Source organism: Actinomycetospora sp. 2LY8.5 (assembly GCF_057180585.1).
Map to the genome: position 1 here is coordinate 25,771 of NZ_JBXUHE010000003.1, position 14,968 is coordinate 40,738.

Sequence of the window (14,968 nt, forward strand, 5' to 3'; positions counted from 1 at the left end):
GCCTCTGCAGCCCACGGACGGCGTGCTCGAGCTGCCCAGGACTCCAGCGGCCTCGTCCACACGACGAAAGCTCCCCGATTCGCAGGCGAAAAGGGTCACTTCCCGGTCAGAACCAACAAAAGGAGGGGTCGTGAGCGATCATGCGGTGAGAGGTGGTATCGCCCGTGACGATGCGGACGGATCATCGAAGGGAACTGTTCGGCGCGTGGTGTGGTCGGCGACAGCCGGAACCTTCGTCGAATACTACGACTTTGCTGTCTACGGAGCTCTCGCTTCGGTCTTGGCGAATGTCTTCTTTCCCTCCGAGGATCCGGTCGTCGGGCTCCTCAGCACCTTCGCGGTGTTCGCCATAGCATTCGTTGCCCGACCGCTCGGTGGGATCATCTGGGGGCCACTTGGGGATCGAATCGGTCGCAGACGTACCCTCTCGACGATCATCCTCGTGATGTCCGTCGCGACCGTTGGAATCGGTCTGATACCGAGTTACGCGACCATCGGCGTCCTCGCGCCGACACTCCTCGTCGTAGCTCGCCTCGCACAGGGCCTGTCTGCGGGAGGGGAGGTCGCCGGCGCTGCGATCTTCGTGGGCGAGCACGCGCCCCCGGCTCGTCGTGGTTATCTCGTCAGCTGGATCAATGTCGCCACGACGGCGGCGCTCCTGGCCGGCATTCTTGTGGCAGCTGGTCTGCAGGCCATCTTGGGTGAGGAGCAGGTGGCTTCGTGGGGTTGGCGAGTCCCATTCCTCTTGGCTGGCCCGGTCGGGCTGGTCGGTCTCTACATACGCCTGAGGGTCGACGAGACGCCCAGTTTTCAGAGCGTGCGGGCCAGGAACGACAGCGCTCACATTCCGCTGCTGGCGGCGCTACGTCACACCGACAACTATAAGCAGATGGGTGTGGCGGCCGCGTATTATATGCCGACCCTCGTCAGCTTCTATCTTCTCTTGACCTTCATGCCGACGTTCTTGGTCAGGCAGGCCGGTTTTGGCGCCGCGACCTCGCTCGTCGCAATCACCGCAGCTGCAGTGATACAAATCGTTTTGATCCCAGTTTTCGGGCGAGTCTCGGATCGTTGGGGACGACGGATCCTGCTGAGAATCACGAGTCTTGGCTTCTTGGTTCTCGCGTTGCCGAGCTTTCTCTTGCTTGACAGCGGTGGCTTCGGGATGGCAATTCTCGGCCTCGTGTTGCTCGCGATCCCGACTGCGGCCGCGCTTGCCAACAACCTGGCCCCGGCGCTCGAGAGATTTCCCACCAACATTCGCTACACGGCGAGCGCCGCCGTGCTCGGGGTCGCCGTAGCGATCTTCGGTGGGACAGCTCCATACGTCTCGACGTGGATATCGGAAGCATCCGGGTACTCGTATGCGCCGGCGTTGTACTTGATCGTGACCATCCTGCCGTCCTTGGTTGTTTCCTTCTTCGTCCGCGAGACGGTCGGTGAACGCCTTCCGGACTAAGAACTCGTTTCAGAAAGACCTCATGAGGCCGGCGTGTCTGTCGAGCAGGTGACGAGGGCTCGGCCAAGCCTCCGGCGTGTTTGAAGATCTTGTCCCGGACTCGCTGTGGGAGCGGGTCGCGCCGCTGCTGCCAGCCCGACCGCCGCGGCGCTACCGCTTCCCCGGCAGACGCCCCGTCGAGGACCGGGTCGCGCTGGCTGGGATCGTGTTCGTGCTCAAGACCGGCATCACCGGGAACAAGCCGCCCGCCGCGGTGATCGGCTGCTCAGGGGTGACCTGCTGGCGGCGGAGGCGTGACTGGACCGAGGCCGGCGTGTGGCCCGCACTGCACGAACTGCTGCTCGCCGAACTCCGTGCCGCCGGGGCCCTCGACCTCGAGCACGCCGCGGTCGACGCCTCCCATGTGCACGCCCTCGAAGGGGGACCACGTCGGGCCCTCGCCGGTCAACCGCGGCCACTCCGTCTCCAAGCACCACCTGATCGTCGACGGCCACGGCCTGCCGCTCGCGGTCACCTTGACCGGCGGGCACCGTCACGACGTCACCCACCTCATGGCGCTGCTCGACGCCGTCCCCCCGATCCGGGGAACGCGCGGGCGGCCCCGGCGCAAGTCCCGCGAGCTCTACGCCGACCGCGGCTACGACTTCGACAAGTACCGACGGCTGCTGCGCCAGCGCGGCATCCGCCCCCGCATCGCCCGCCGCGGCGTCGCGCACGGCTCCGGGCTCGGGCAGGTCCGCTGGGTCGTCGAGCGCGCCTTCGCCTGGCTACACGGCTTCAAACGCCTGCGCACCCGCTACGAACGCCGCGGCGACATCCACCTCGGCCTGCTCCAACTCGCCTACGCCGTGATCTGCCACCGCCAACTGATCAGATCATTCTGAAACGTGTTCTCAGGTTCCGCCGGCCGGTCGTGGGACCGCACGCCCGTGCCCTCGCTTGGTGCCGAGGGCCGTGCGACACCTCCGGTCCGCGGCGCCAGCGGAGCGGCGGCGGTCGAAAGTGAGCCTTGACACTCCGTGCCGGGGACTGCCACTGTGCACTCACAGTGTAGAAGTTGACTGACGATACAGGGGAATCACTCGGCTCGCCTTTTCATGAGAAGCCACGCTCTCAGCTCACCAGCGCGCCATCTGTGTCTGGCGCTTTCTCGAGGTCGAGAGCTGCGAGGACACTTTCGACCCCGCCTGAGAGTTCGAGGTCGTCATGGCGATCGACTCGCCGAGCAGCTCGCGGGCGGAGTCAAGAATCCGGTCGCGGGCGTGCGGCCGGAAGAAATGTACCAGGTGGCGAACGTCAAGGAGGCAGTGACGACATGATCCGAAGCCGTGCCGCCGTACTTCACTCAGCTCCGGGCGAGTGGAAGATCGAAGAGGTCGAGGTATCCGACCCGGGGCCGGGCGAGATCCAGATCAAGATGGCGGCGGCGGGTCTCTGTCACTCCGACGACCACGTCACCACCGGTGATCTACCCCTCGGAACCTATCCAGTCGTCGGCGGACACGAGGGCGCCGGAGTGGTCACCGCGGTTGGTCCGGGGGTCGTCGACTTCGCCGTCGGCGACCCGGTGGCGATACTCTGTGTCGCCGGCTGTGGGCGCTGCCGATGGTGTGCCATGGGTGCACAGAATCTCTGCGACCTCAACGCCGCGCTGCTCGATGGTGGCGCTCCCGAGGACCCGAACCGGTATCGCATGCGCATCGGTGACGAGCCCGTCGGTCAGTTCGTCGCGGTCTCGTCCTTCTCCGAGTACACGACCGTCTCGACGGCGTCGGCCATGCGCGTCCCCTCGGACATCCCGCTCGACGTTGCCGCGCTCGTGAGTTGCGGGGTTACCACGGGCTGGGGTGCAGCGGTGAACTCGGCGGAGGTTCGACCGGGCCACACCGCCATCGTTGTCGGTATCGGTGGTGTGGGGGTGAACGCTGTGCAAGGGGCAATGCACGCCGGCGCCTCCCGGATCATTGCGGTCGACCCGGTGCCGTTCAAGCGGGAGAGCGCTCTCGAGTTCGGTGCCACGGACGCGATGGCGTCTCTCGAAAAGGCCGCCGAACTCGCCAAGCAGGTCACCAACGGCCAAGGTGCGGATGCCGCGATCGTGACGGTCGGAGTGGTGAGTCCGGATGTCGTGACGGGCGCGGTGGCGTCGATCCGCAAAGGCGGGGTAGTGGCCGTCGTCGGACTGGGCAAGTTGCTCGACCGGACGCCGCTCGGAATCTCGCTGGCCGAGATGACCTTCTACCAGAAGAGGCTCGTGGGCTCGCTCTACGGCAACGCGTCCCCGCGGTACAGCGTCACGCGGCTGTTCGACCTCTATCGCTCTGGTCAGCTCCGTCTCGACGAGTTGATCACTCGTCGGTACACGCTCGATCAGGTCAACGACGGCTACGCGGACATGCACGCCGGGCGAAATCTGCGTGGAGTGATCACTTTCCCATGAGTCCATCGCTGTGCAGTGCGACGTGGTTGACCTTCGGGAGGGAGGACAGATGGTGGACCGAGCGGCTCTTTTCGAGAGCCGAACGCTGACCGGGATGCTGCTACGGCAAGCGGAGCGCACGGCCGACGCTGTCGCACTGACGATCGTCGGGGAGGACCTCACCTACGCCGACCTGGTCGCGAAATCGAACGCCGTCACGCGTGGTCTCGCTGAGCTCGGTGTAGGCCACGGTGACGTCGTTGCGATGCTGACGGAGAACTGCGCTGATCAGATTCTCGTGCAGTTCGCCACCGCTCGGTTGCGAGCGATCGAGGTAATGATCAACACGGCCTATCACGGGGCATTCCTCTCTCATCAGCTTCGGGTGAGCGGCGCAACGGCGATCCTGGTTGACGCCGCGTTGTTGGCCAACCTCGTCGAGGTGATCCATGAGCTGCCCGAACTCCGTCACGTGATCGTGCGCGGAACGCCGACAACGGAACCTCCGCGGGGAGTCGCCCTGACGGAAGCGGGAGCGCTGCGCTCGCACGCGGAGTCGGCTCTCACGCTGGAGGATCCCTTGTGGTCTGATCCGTCGACGATCACCTTCACCTCGGGGACGACTGGTCCGTCGAAGGGCGCGACCATGACCCAGAACTACATGTGCAATTTCGCCGAGATTGAGGCCTCGATCTGGTACCGCAGTCCACGGGACGTCTTCTACTCATGCGGGCCACTGTTCCATCTCGCCGCGAAGGGAATCGGCGTTCTCGGAGCCATGCGTCGTGGCGTGCGGTGCGTGCAGGACGAACGCCTGAGCGTCTCGCGCTTCTGGGGGCGGATCCGCGAGGAGGGCTGCAACGCGACGTTGATGCTCGGCTCGGTGGCGATGCTCCTATGGACGCGGGAACCCTCGGAGCAGGAGGGCATTGACACCGTCGTTGGTGTACCCGCGCCGCCGCCGTCGCTGCAGCCCGCGATGGAGCAGCGCTGGAAGTGCCGGTTCGAGAGCGTCTACGGCATGACGGAGGCGGCGCCGCTGTCGGTGACCGGACCAGAGGTGCCGCTCCGTCCCGGCTCGTCGGGCAAGGTGGTGCGTAAGTATTTCGACGTCCGCATCTTCGACGACGACGACTTCGAACTCCCGCGCGGCGAGGTGGGCGAGGTCGTCGTGCGCCCCGTGCAGCCGCATTCGATTTTCGAGGGCTACTGGCGGGAACCCGAGGCGACCGCGTCCAAGTTCCGCAACCTCTGGTTCCACACCGGCGATCTCGGCAGGATCGACGACGACGACTACTTCTACTTCGAAGACCGCAAGGACGACTATCTGCGCAGGCGCGGTGAGAACATCTCTTCGTATGAGGTGGAGACCGCCATCGTCAAGCACCCGGCCGTCTTGCAGGTGGGCGTCGTCGGCGTGCAGAGCGAACTGGGCGAGCAGGAGGTCAAGGCCAGTATGGTGCTTCGTCCAGGCGCCGAGCTCGGCGAGCTCGAGCTGGTCGAGCACTGCATTCGGCGTCTGCCCTATTTCGCGGTTCCTCGGTACATCGAGTTCGTGAGCGAGTTGCCATTTACCCCGAGCGGGAAGATGCAGAGGGACAAGCTACGTGCGACAGGGGTGGCCGGGTGCTGGGATCGGGAGGCGGCGGGGTTCCGGCTCAGCGGTAAGCAACAGGCGACCCGGACGGCAGGCAGCCTCTCGTGAGCACGGAAACAGGAGCAGGGCCGCTGGCGGGAATCCGTGTGGTGGAGGTCGGGTCGATCGGACCGGGTCCTTTCTGCGCCATGTTGCTGGCAGACCTGGGTGCCGACGTCCTGCGCCTTGACCGCATCGCGGACGCGGGCCCCGTCGGCCCGAGTGACGATTACGCACATGAGCTCACCAATCGTGGCAGACCGTCGGTGGCGCTCGACCTCAAGCATGTGCGCGGTCCTGAGGTCGTTCTCGACCTCGTGGAACGGGCCGACGTCCTCATCGAAGGGTTCCGCCCCGGCGTGGCCGAGAGGTTGGGAATCGGGCCCGGACCCTGCGCGGCACGCAACCCCCGTGTCGTCTACGGGAGGATGACCGGGTACGGCCAGGACGGCCCTGACGCGATGCGAGTCGGGCACGACCTGAACTACCTCGCCGCCAACGGCGTCCTGTCGATGATCGGACGGCGCGACCAACCGCCGACGCCGCCGCTCAATCTCGTCGGTGACAATGGCGGGGGTGGGCTCATCCTCGCCCTCGGGATCCTTGCGGCCCTGGTCGAACGGGCCGGGTCGGGTCGTGGCCAGGTCATCGACGCAGCGATGATCGACGGTGCTGCCGTGCTCGCCACCCCGTTCTTCGGCTGGTGGCAATCGGGGGAGTGGTCCCCCGAGCGTGGCACGAACATGATCGATAGCGGTGCGCCGTACTACGACGTCTATGAGACGGCGGACGGGCGATGGCTCAGCGTGGCGGCGGTCGAACCGAGGTTCTACGCCGAGCTGCTCGCCGTTCTCGACATCGCCCCCGAATCCCTGCCCCTACAGAACGACCGCGACCGGTGGCCCGAGGTCAAGGAAAGGTTCGCCGCGGCGGTGCGCTCCCGGGACCTCGACGAATGGGTGGCCAGATGTGAGGGGCGGGACGCGTGCATGGCGGCGGTGCTCACCCCCGACGAGATCGAGAAAGACGCCCACCTAGCCGCGCGCGAGACGTTCGTCCGGTTCGACGACGTCGTGCAACCTGCGCCCGCGCCGAGGTTCAGCCGCACCCCCGCAAGCGTACGTCGGGGGCCGGCCCGGCCGGGGGAGGACACCCGCGAGGCCTTGACCGCATGGGGATGCCCCACCGTGCGGATCGATGCCTGGCTGGACGCCGAGGTGATCGCCGAGAGGAGCTGGACGTGACGGCCGCCGGATGCCCCGCACACGATGATTTCGACCTGCGCGCCGAATCGTACCGTCGTGATCCCGGCGCGGTCTGGCGTGAGATGAGGGTGGAGTGCCCCGTGGCGCGGACAGAGCGCCACGGCGGGGGCTGGATGTTGTCGACCTACGACGACATCATCTCGGTGGCGCTCGATCCCGCCACGTTCTCCTCCCGCGTCGGCGAGGTCACCGGGCCCGTGCCCGAGCCGGGGCGCGAGCTCGAGCTGCCGCCGGTCAACGCCGATCCGCCGGCCCACGCGACGCACCGCAAGCGGCTCATGCCGTTCTTCTCCAAGCAGGCGGTCGAGGAGCTGCGGCCGCTCACGCGCGCGACCGCCCGTCGTCTCGTCGACGCGATCATTGCCGGCGGGGAGTTCGTCGACGCCGTCGACGCCTTTGCCCGGACGATCCCGGTCGTGGTCACGAGCGACATGCTGGGCCTCCCCGAGGAGGACCAGGACCAGTTCCGGGCGTGGACCCTGCGCATGCTCGCCGACGGGGCGCAGGACGACGCGGTCAGGGCCGACGCGGTGCGTTCCATCCGCGACTACCTCAGCGATCTGCTCGCCCGTCCGCACGAGCCGCACGCCCAGGGCATCGTGCCCTACCTGCGCACGCACCAGACCGCCGATCCGTGCCTGGCCGACGAGACGGTGCTCGGGATGGTCTTTCTCATGATCATTGCGGGGATCGACACCACATGGAGCGCGCTCGGGACGAGCCTCTGGCATCTCGCCGTCAACCCCGACGACCGGGCGCGCCTCGTCAGGTCACCCGATCTCATCCCCAACGCCGTGGAGGAGCTACTCCGGGTCTACGCGCCCGTCACGATCGGTCGCGTGGTCACCCACCCCGTCGAGCTGGGTGGCCGTCGGCTGGGGCCGGGGGAACGTGTGGTGATCCCCTGGGCTGCCGCGAACCGCGACCCTGCCCACCACGATCATCCTGACGAGGTCCGGGTGGGCTCCGGCCGTGTCCGCCATCTGGCGTTCGGTGCTGGCATCCATCGATGCCTCGGAGCGGGTCTCGCCCGCATGGAGCTGTGCGTCGCGCTGGAGGAGTGGCTCGCCCGGATTCCCGAGTTCGAGCTGTGCTCGGGCTCGACCCAGTGGTCATCGGGCAACACGCGTGGCCCCGAGGCGCTACCGCTGCGGATCACCGCGACCGGTGATGGCGGGTGAGCGCGAGCGGGCAGGCGCGGAGGGAGGTCGACCTCAACCTCTGGCTCGGGCGCGAGGACACACCGGAGTTCACCGACCCGAGCCTCACGCGTGTTGCAGTGCAACTCGCGCGGTTCCAGAACGCGTTCACCGGTGCACGGCCGCCCGCAGAACTCGCGGAATCCCTGGCGGACACCTTGGCCCGCGTGAGCGACGAGCTCGAGAACTGGCAGGTCGACGAAACGGCGCAGGCGGTGGGCCGCCAGTTCGGTCATCCCACGCGCGGGCAGGTCTTCGCTCCGGCCATCACGGTGGATCGTCATGACGAGGTCGGCGTGGACGGGCGGGTGACCTTCGGGCGCTTCTACCTCGGCAGCAACGGCGCCGCTCACGGCGGCGCGATCGGCTTGCTGTTCGACGACGTACTCGGCCAGGTCGCCAATTGCGCCGGCCATGGGCGTGCCCGAACGGCGTCCTTACGACTGGACTTCCGGCGCGTCGCGCCGATCGGACGCGTGCTTCGGGTGCGCGCCAGGTGCGTGCGAGTGGAGGGCCGCAAGTCCTACATCGACGGCGCGCTCCTCGACAAGGACGAGGTGCTGGCCGAGGCGAGCGGCCTGTTCATCCGGCTCGAGCCGCATCACCGCTGACCCGACCGCCACTGATACCAGGAGAAGAGAGCGAGGAACCGGTCGTGGATGGAGACGTACTGTGGACGCCCCCGCCCGACGCGCGGGAGACGACCAGGATGGGACGGCTGCTGTCGCTCATCGAGAAGAGGTACGGGGTCGAGCTCGCCGACTACGACGCTCTCTGGCGGTGGTCGGTGGACAACCTCGAGGCCTTCTACGCAGAGCTGGTCGAGTTCTGCGGTGTCCGTTTCGACAGCCCACCCACCGAGGTGGTGACGACCCGTCGGGTTCCCGACGCGGTGTGGTTCCCCGGAGCGACGCTGAACTACGCCGAGCACGTCCTGCGGTGCATGCCGGAGGACGTGGTGATCCAGGCCGTCTCCGAGGCACGCGGGGACAGCGCGGTCACGGCGGGGCAGCTGCGCGCTTCGGTGGGGCGCATCCGCCGAGGGCTGATCGAGCTGGGCGTGGGTCGGGGCGATCGGGTCGCGGGCTACTTGCCGCACATTCCCGAGACGGTGGCCGCGTTCCTGGCGACGGCGAGTCTCGGCGCCATCTGGTCGGTCTGTCCGCCCGAGTTCGGCGTCAGCAGCGTCGTGGACCGGCTCAGCCAGGTCGAGCCGAAGGTCCTGCTCGCGATCGACGGTTACCGGTTCGGTGGCACGGACTTCGACCGCCGAGAACAGGTCGGAGAGGTGCTGGCCGCTCTGCCCAGCGTCGAGAAGGCCGTCTTCCTGCCACACCTGGATGCGGCCGCGGCGACACCGCCGGGCATGCTGCGCTGGCACGACGTCTTCAGCGTCGACGGCCCGGTTGACTTCGAGTCGGTCCCGTTCGACCACCCGCTCTACGTGCTGTTCACCTCCGGCACGACGGGGCTACCCAAGGCAGTGCCGCACTCGCACGGCGGGCCGCTGCTCGAGCACCACAAGTGGCTCACGCTGCAGGCCGACCTTGGACCTGGCGATCGGTTCTTCTGGTTCACGACCACGGGCTGGGTGGTGTGGAACATCGCCGTCTCCGCGCTCACGACGGGTGCCTCGATCGTCGTGATGGACGGCAGCCCCACCGCCTTCGGACTCGACCGGCAGTGGCAGCTCGTCCAAGATCTACGCATCACGCATCTCGGTGCCTCCACCGCCTTCGTGCTCGCCTGCCGGGACGCGGGTCTCCGACCCGGCACACAGTTCGACCTCTCGTCACTGCGGGTCGGCATGGTGGGCGGGTCGCCGTTCCCTCCCGACGGTTGGGAATGGTGGTACCGGGAGGTCCGGGAGGACATGCTGGTCGGTTGCTCCAGCGGCGGCACCGACGTCGCGGGCACATTCATCGGCGGCTCGCCCCTGGTCCCGGTCTACTCCGGCCGGCAGGCGTGTGTGTACCTGGGCGTCCGCGTCGAGTCCTGGGACGAGAGCGGCCGGGCCGTGGTCGGCGAGCCTGGCGAGCTGGTGGTCACCACTCCGTTGCCTTCCATGCCCAAGGCGTTGTGGGGCGACCCGGACGGCGCGCGGCTGCGCGAAACGTACTACAAGGCCTTCGCCGACGTCTGGGACCAGCAGGACTGGGTCATCTTCTACGACAACGGCTCGTGCTCGGTGATCGGGCGTTCGGACGCCACGCTCAACCGAGCGGGCGTGCGGCTGGGTCCCTCGGAGTACTACGCCATCCTCGAAGCTCTGCCCGAGATTCGCGAGTCACTGGTTGTGCACGTGCAGGGCGCGACCAGCAAGGACGGCGAGCTCTGGCTCTTCCTCGTGCTGGACGAAGGTGTTGCACTGGACGATCGTCTCCTTGCGGTCGTGCGGCAGAGCCTGGGCACCCGCCTGTCGCCGCGCCACGTGCCGGATGTCGTACACGCCGTGTCGGACCTGCCCAAGACGCTCACCGGCAAGCGCCTCGAGGTGCCGGTGCGCCGCATTCTGGAAGGTGCCGATCCGGACACTGTGACCAGCCGCGGAACGTTGGCCAATCCCGCGGCGCTGCGGGAGTTCGTCGCGCTCGCCGATGCTCGCCGGGCCGCCGCGAGCGCGGGTGCCTGAGCCGCCGACGGGCCCTCCTATTGCACTGAGGGAACAAGCTTTGTACTGTCAGAGCAGGACGTGCTGTAGCTCCGCAACGGCGATCGGTGGTTGGCGTGCGGCTCTCGGGTGGGGACGTGGTCGAGCTTCTCGCCGCGCCGACCGGTGTAGTGGTCATTGGTGCCTCGGCTGACCAGCGCAAGCTGGCCGGCCGGCCGGCCGACTACTTGGCCAAGTTCGGGTACCGCGGCGCGCTGTACGCAGTCAACGCTCGCACGGATGTTCCCGGGATCAAGACCGTGCGAACCGTTCGCGACCTGCCTGCCGGTCAGGCCGACGTCGCCGTCGTCGCAGTACCCGCGCACGGCGTGGTCGACGCGCTCCGGGAGGCGGAGGACATCGGGATCAAGCTGGCGGTGGTCATCGGCAGCGGCTTCGAGGATCGGCACAGTGCAGCGCGTCATGAGTTGGACGAGTTCGTCGCTTCGACGCGACTGCGACTGATCGGGCCGAACTGCGTCGGCACCCTCAACGTCCAGAACGCCGCCTACCTGACCTTTTCGAGCGTGCTGCGGCAGCAGACTCCGCGCCCGGGTCGGGTTGGTCTGGTCACCCAGAGCGGCGCACTGGGCAACAGCCTGCTCCAGACCCTCATCCGTCGTCACGTCGGACTGCACCAGTGGTTCAGTACGGGTGATGAGGTGGATGTAGGTGCCATCGAGCTCGCCGAAGGCCTGCTCCGGCACGACGAGGTGGATGTGGTCGGGCTCTTCCTCGAGGGTGTGACCGATCCGGCATGGTTGCCACGCCTCGACGTCGCTCTGCGCGACACCGGCAAGCCGCTGTTCGTCCTCAAGGCGGCCCAGAGCGCGAGCGGGCGCAAGGCTGCGGCCGGGCATACCGGCCGAGTGGTCGGTTCGTCGGCGGCCTCCGATGCCATCCTCTCCGAGATGGGCGCGCGCGTCGTGCGCACCCTCAGCGAGCTGGGCGACGCGATCGTTGTCGCGAGTACGACGCCCTCGCTGCTGCGCAAGAGCCGGCCTTCGGTCGCCCTCGTCTCGGTGTCCGGTGCTGCGGGTGTGATCGGGGCGGACAGGGCGGCGGCGGACGACCACGTCGCGCTCGCCGAGCTCGACCCCGCCGCCGTCGAGCTCGACCCCCGCCTGGAGGCCGCCAATCCGCTCGACGTGCCCTTCGTCGACGAGACGACCGTGTTCGCCGACACCGTGCGCACGATCAGCTCGCTGCCCAGCGTCGACACCGTCGTTGCGGTGGAGTCCTCGCTCGCTCATGATCGACCTGAGCTCGTGCGACGCCTGACCTCCGCGGCACTGCCCCTCCCGGTGGTCCTCACCTCGCTCTCGGAGGAGGACCCAGTGCCAACCGAGCTCACCGAGGCGCTCGCCGAGTCGGGCATCGCCTACATCCCCTCCGTCGACCGCGCCATCACGGCGGTCGGCTGGTGCGGCGTGCGACTCCGACACGCGGACCGCCGCCCGGCCACGATCGTCAGCCGAGACGGCAGCGGTCCCGACGGCGGGCTCCGAGGCCTGGAGTCCGTCGCGGGTCTGCTGCCCGCCACGACGCCCTGGGCTCGGTGGCTGGGGGTCGGCGATCTCGCCGCGGCCGAGTCGGCCACCGACGAGCTGGGCGGGGTCCCGGTGGTCGTCAAGGCCGCGGGCCGCTCGATCGAGCACCGTAGCGAGCTCGGTGCGGTGAAGCTGGTGCGTCGTCGCGGTGACCTCGCCGCCGCGTTCACCGGTGTGCAGGCGGTCGCGGCCGCTCACGAGGACACGGTGATCGTGCAGCGGTTCGCCGCCCCGGGATTCGAGGTGCTGCTCTCGGTCGTCGACGATCCCGAGTACGGTGCGGTCGCGTTCGTCCGTCCCGGCGGCACGCTGGCCGAGTTGCTGAGTGGCCAGGCTGTGCTGTGGCACAGCTGGGACACCACCCGCCGCCTCGAGGTCCTGACGCGCTCCGTGGTCGGCATGCTGCTCTCGTCGTACCGGGGCGGTGCTGCCTACGACGTCGGCGCGCTCGCCCGTCTCGTCGACGACTCCTTGGCTCTCGTGCAGCGCGGGGATCTGGCCTTCGTCGAGATGAATCCCGTCCTGGTTCACGAGAAGGGGCTCACCCTGGTAGACGCCGTCGGACGTGCCCGATGCGCCGACGGACACGCCGACGGAAAGGACGTACGTTGACTGCCGATGCCCCCGCATTCGACCTGGTCGCCGACATCTCCGATGCGGAGATCGAGCGTGTCCGCGCCCTCGAGGGAACAGCGATTCGTGTCGAGCAGTGGAACCACGAGGCCTCGTGGGACGCGGTGCGGCACTACGCCTGGGGGTTGGGTGACGACAACCCGCTCTTCTCCGATCCCGAGTACGCCGAAGCCACGCCCTACGGCACCTTGATCGCGCCGCCGACCTTTCCGTTCACTGCGTTCGACGGTGCGATCGGGGCGGGTCTGCCTGGTGTCCAGCCGATCTACGCGGGAACGGGCTGGACCTTCCACCGTCGGCTCCGGAGGGGTGAGCGGCTGGTCGCGTCGGCGAGGTTCGGCCCCGTCGTGCGCAAGTCGGGACGCAACGCGGCCGACTTGCTGATCCAGTCGGCGCTGTGCGAGTACCGGACCGGAAACGGCGAGCTGGTCGCCGAGTCGGTCGCGCGCACGTTCCGGGTGCCGCGTCGCGCGGCGGCCACTGGACTGGCCTTCGAGGGCAGGGACGAGACGCCGTGGTCGGACGACGCGCTGGACGCGATTCGGGCCGAGGCGGTCGCCGAGTACCGCCGAGGTGCGGCGCCGCTCGTCGACGTCTCGGTCGGCGACGCGGTGCCCACGGTCGTCAAGGGTCCCATCGGCCGTATCGACATGACCGCGTACTACGCGGGTTGCCCCGGCAGCCCTGGATACAAGTCCGTCGAGCTCGCCTGGAAGTACCGCGACTGGGCGTGGACCGATCCCAGCAAGCTTCCGTCGAACTATGACCCGTCCTACTTCCAGGAACGCGTGCTCCCCAGCATCGGGCATCAGGACGCCGCTGCCGCGCGTGAGCTCGGAATGCCCGGCGCCTACAACAACGGACCGCAGCGCGTCGGCTGGTTCGCGCACTGCGTGACGAACTGGATGGGTGACGGTGCCTTCCTGGAGAAGCTCGACGTGCGGCTGCGGCTGCCCGAGGTGTTCGGCGACGTCGTCCGGATCCACGGGGCGGTGACGGCGGTCGATGGGCCTCGTGTCCTGCTCTCGCTCGACGCGAGCAACCAGCTCGGCGAACAGACGGCCACGGCCACCGCCACCGTTCTCCGTGACGACTACGGACGTGACGCGAGCGCCCGATGAAGGCGGTACAGGTCGTCGCGGGCGAGGTTGGCGTCGAGATCGTCGACGTGCCGGAGCCCGAGCCGAAGCCCGACGAGGTACTGCTGCGCGTCACGGCGGCCGGGCTGTGCGGCACCGACGTGGCGGCGGCCTTCCGGCCCGAGGCCGGACTGACCCGGCGCGGGGGGACGACACTCGGTCACGAGCCGGCAGGCACCGTGGTCGCGGTGGGCGACGCGGCCGTCGGCTGGCGGGTGGGCGACCGCGTCGCGGTCTCGTCGATCCGAACCTGCGGTCGATGCTCGCAGTGCAGCCGGGGGATGAGCGAGATCTGCGCCAAGGCGACGATCATCGGCCTGCACCACGACGGGGCGCTGGCCGAGCTCATGGTCGCTCCGGCCGCCAACCTGGTCGCACTTCCCGACCAGGTGTCCGATCAGGTCGGGGCCATCCTCACGGACGCTGTCGCGACGCCGTATCACGCGCTCTTCGCCCGGGGTGGGCTGCAGCCTGGCGAGAGCGTGGCGATCTTCGGGGCCGGCGGACTCGGGCAGCACGCCGTACAGCTCGCCCGCGGGGCCGCGGCAGGTCTCGTCGTCGCGGTCGACACGCGCCGCGAGCAGCGTGCCCACGCCGAGGAACTGGGTGCCGACCACGCACTCGACGCCGGGGAGCCGCGCGTGCCCGACATGATCCGCGAGCTCAACGGCAGTCGTGGTGTGGATCTTGCGGCGGTGTTCGTAGGCTCCTCAGCGGCCGTGAACGTGGCGTTCCGTTCGGTGGCGAAGGGCGGACGTCTGATCGTCGTCGGGCTGACCGACGACGACGTCGTGCTGCCACCCTCGGGTGCGCTCGCGCGACGTGAGGTGTCCGTGATCGGTTCGGGAGGCTTCCGAATGGACGAGCTCGAACGGTTGGTGCAGCTCGCGGCCGGGGGAAGACTGAGGCTGGAGGCCTCGATCTCCCACATGTTCTCCCTCGATCAGGTCGACGCGGCTCTGGCTCTACTGCGAGACGGTGCGGACGGCGTGCGACGTGTGGTCGTATGTTCGTGAGG

11 protein-coding genes are annotated in these 14,968 nt (G+C 68.3%); all 11 read left to right on the plus strand.

Features of this window, described 5'->3' with window-relative positions; genetic code table 11:
* Positions 1 to 130: 130 nt before the first annotated feature.
* The 11 genes from AC2A1K_RS04495 (at position 131) to AC2A1K_RS04545 (ending at position 14,966) form a co-directional block, all read left to right on the plus strand.
* The gene (locus AC2A1K_RS04495; protein ID WP_483895128.1) at positions 131 to 1,459 is read left to right on the plus strand and encodes an MFS transporter; all 1,329 of its coding nucleotides are present in this window, start codon (positions 131 to 133) and stop codon (positions 1,457 to 1,459) included.
* Positions 1,460 to 1,535: 76 nt separating this feature from the next.
* Positions 1,536 to 2,343, plus strand: a protein-coding gene (locus AC2A1K_RS04500) for an IS5 family transposase (RefSeq protein ID WP_483895129.1) whose coding sequence is annotated in 2 segments (ribosomal slippage) — positions 1,536 to 1,876 and positions 1,875 to 2,343 — 810 coding nt in all. Because the reading frame shifts where the segments join, the coding sequence is not laid out codon by codon here.
* 431 nt (positions 2,344 to 2,774) lie between these two features.
* On the plus strand, positions 2,775 to 3,899 hold the full coding sequence (locus AC2A1K_RS04505) for an NDMA-dependent alcohol dehydrogenase (RefSeq protein WP_483895130.1): 1,125 nt from the start codon (positions 2,775 to 2,777) through the stop codon (positions 3,897 to 3,899).
* A gap of 49 nt (positions 3,900 to 3,948) precedes the next feature.
* Positions 3,949 to 5,583: an AMP-binding protein gene (locus AC2A1K_RS04510; RefSeq protein ID WP_483895131.1), complete on the plus strand. Its 1,635-nt coding sequence runs from the start codon at positions 3,949 to 3,951 to the stop codon at positions 5,581 to 5,583.
* Between the two features lie 23 nt (positions 5,584 to 5,606).
* The gene (locus AC2A1K_RS04515; RefSeq protein ID WP_483895472.1) at positions 5,607 to 6,758 is read left to right on the plus strand and encodes a CaiB/BaiF CoA transferase family protein; all 1,152 of its coding nucleotides are present in this window, start codon (positions 5,607 to 5,609) and stop codon (positions 6,756 to 6,758) included.
* Positions 6,755 to 7,960 (plus strand): cytochrome P450, encoded by a 1,206-nt coding sequence (locus AC2A1K_RS04520; RefSeq protein WP_483895132.1) that lies wholly within the window; start codon positions 6,755 to 6,757, stop codon positions 7,958 to 7,960. The genes AC2A1K_RS04515 and AC2A1K_RS04520 overlap by 4 nt, the downstream gene beginning before the upstream one ends.
* Entirely contained in the window at positions 7,957 to 8,589 is a 633-nt protein-coding gene (locus AC2A1K_RS04525; RefSeq protein WP_483895133.1) for a PaaI family thioesterase, read from the plus strand. Before AC2A1K_RS04520 ends, AC2A1K_RS04525 begins: the two co-directional genes overlap by 4 nt.
* A gap of 44 nt (positions 8,590 to 8,633) precedes the next feature.
* Entirely contained in the window at positions 8,634 to 10,610 is a 1,977-nt protein-coding gene (locus AC2A1K_RS04530; protein ID WP_483895134.1) for an acetoacetate--CoA ligase, read from the plus strand.
* 116 nt (positions 10,611 to 10,726) lie between these two features.
* Positions 10,727 to 12,790, plus strand: a complete 2,064-nt coding sequence (locus AC2A1K_RS04535) for an acetate--CoA ligase family protein (RefSeq protein WP_483895135.1) — start codon at positions 10,727 to 10,729, stop codon at positions 12,788 to 12,790.
* Positions 12,787 to 13,932 (plus strand): FAS1-like dehydratase domain-containing protein, encoded by a 1,146-nt coding sequence (locus AC2A1K_RS04540; RefSeq protein WP_483895136.1) that lies wholly within the window; start codon positions 12,787 to 12,789, stop codon positions 13,930 to 13,932. Before AC2A1K_RS04535 ends, AC2A1K_RS04540 begins: the two co-directional genes overlap by 4 nt.
* Positions 13,929 to 14,966 carry an alcohol dehydrogenase catalytic domain-containing protein gene (locus AC2A1K_RS04545; RefSeq protein WP_483895137.1) on the plus strand — a complete coding sequence of 346 codons (1,038 nt, stop codon included), beginning with the start codon at positions 13,929 to 13,931 and terminating at the stop codon, positions 14,964 to 14,966. The genes AC2A1K_RS04540 and AC2A1K_RS04545 overlap by 4 nt, the downstream gene beginning before the upstream one ends.
* The last annotated feature ends 2 nt before the right edge of the window (positions 14,967 to 14,968 follow it).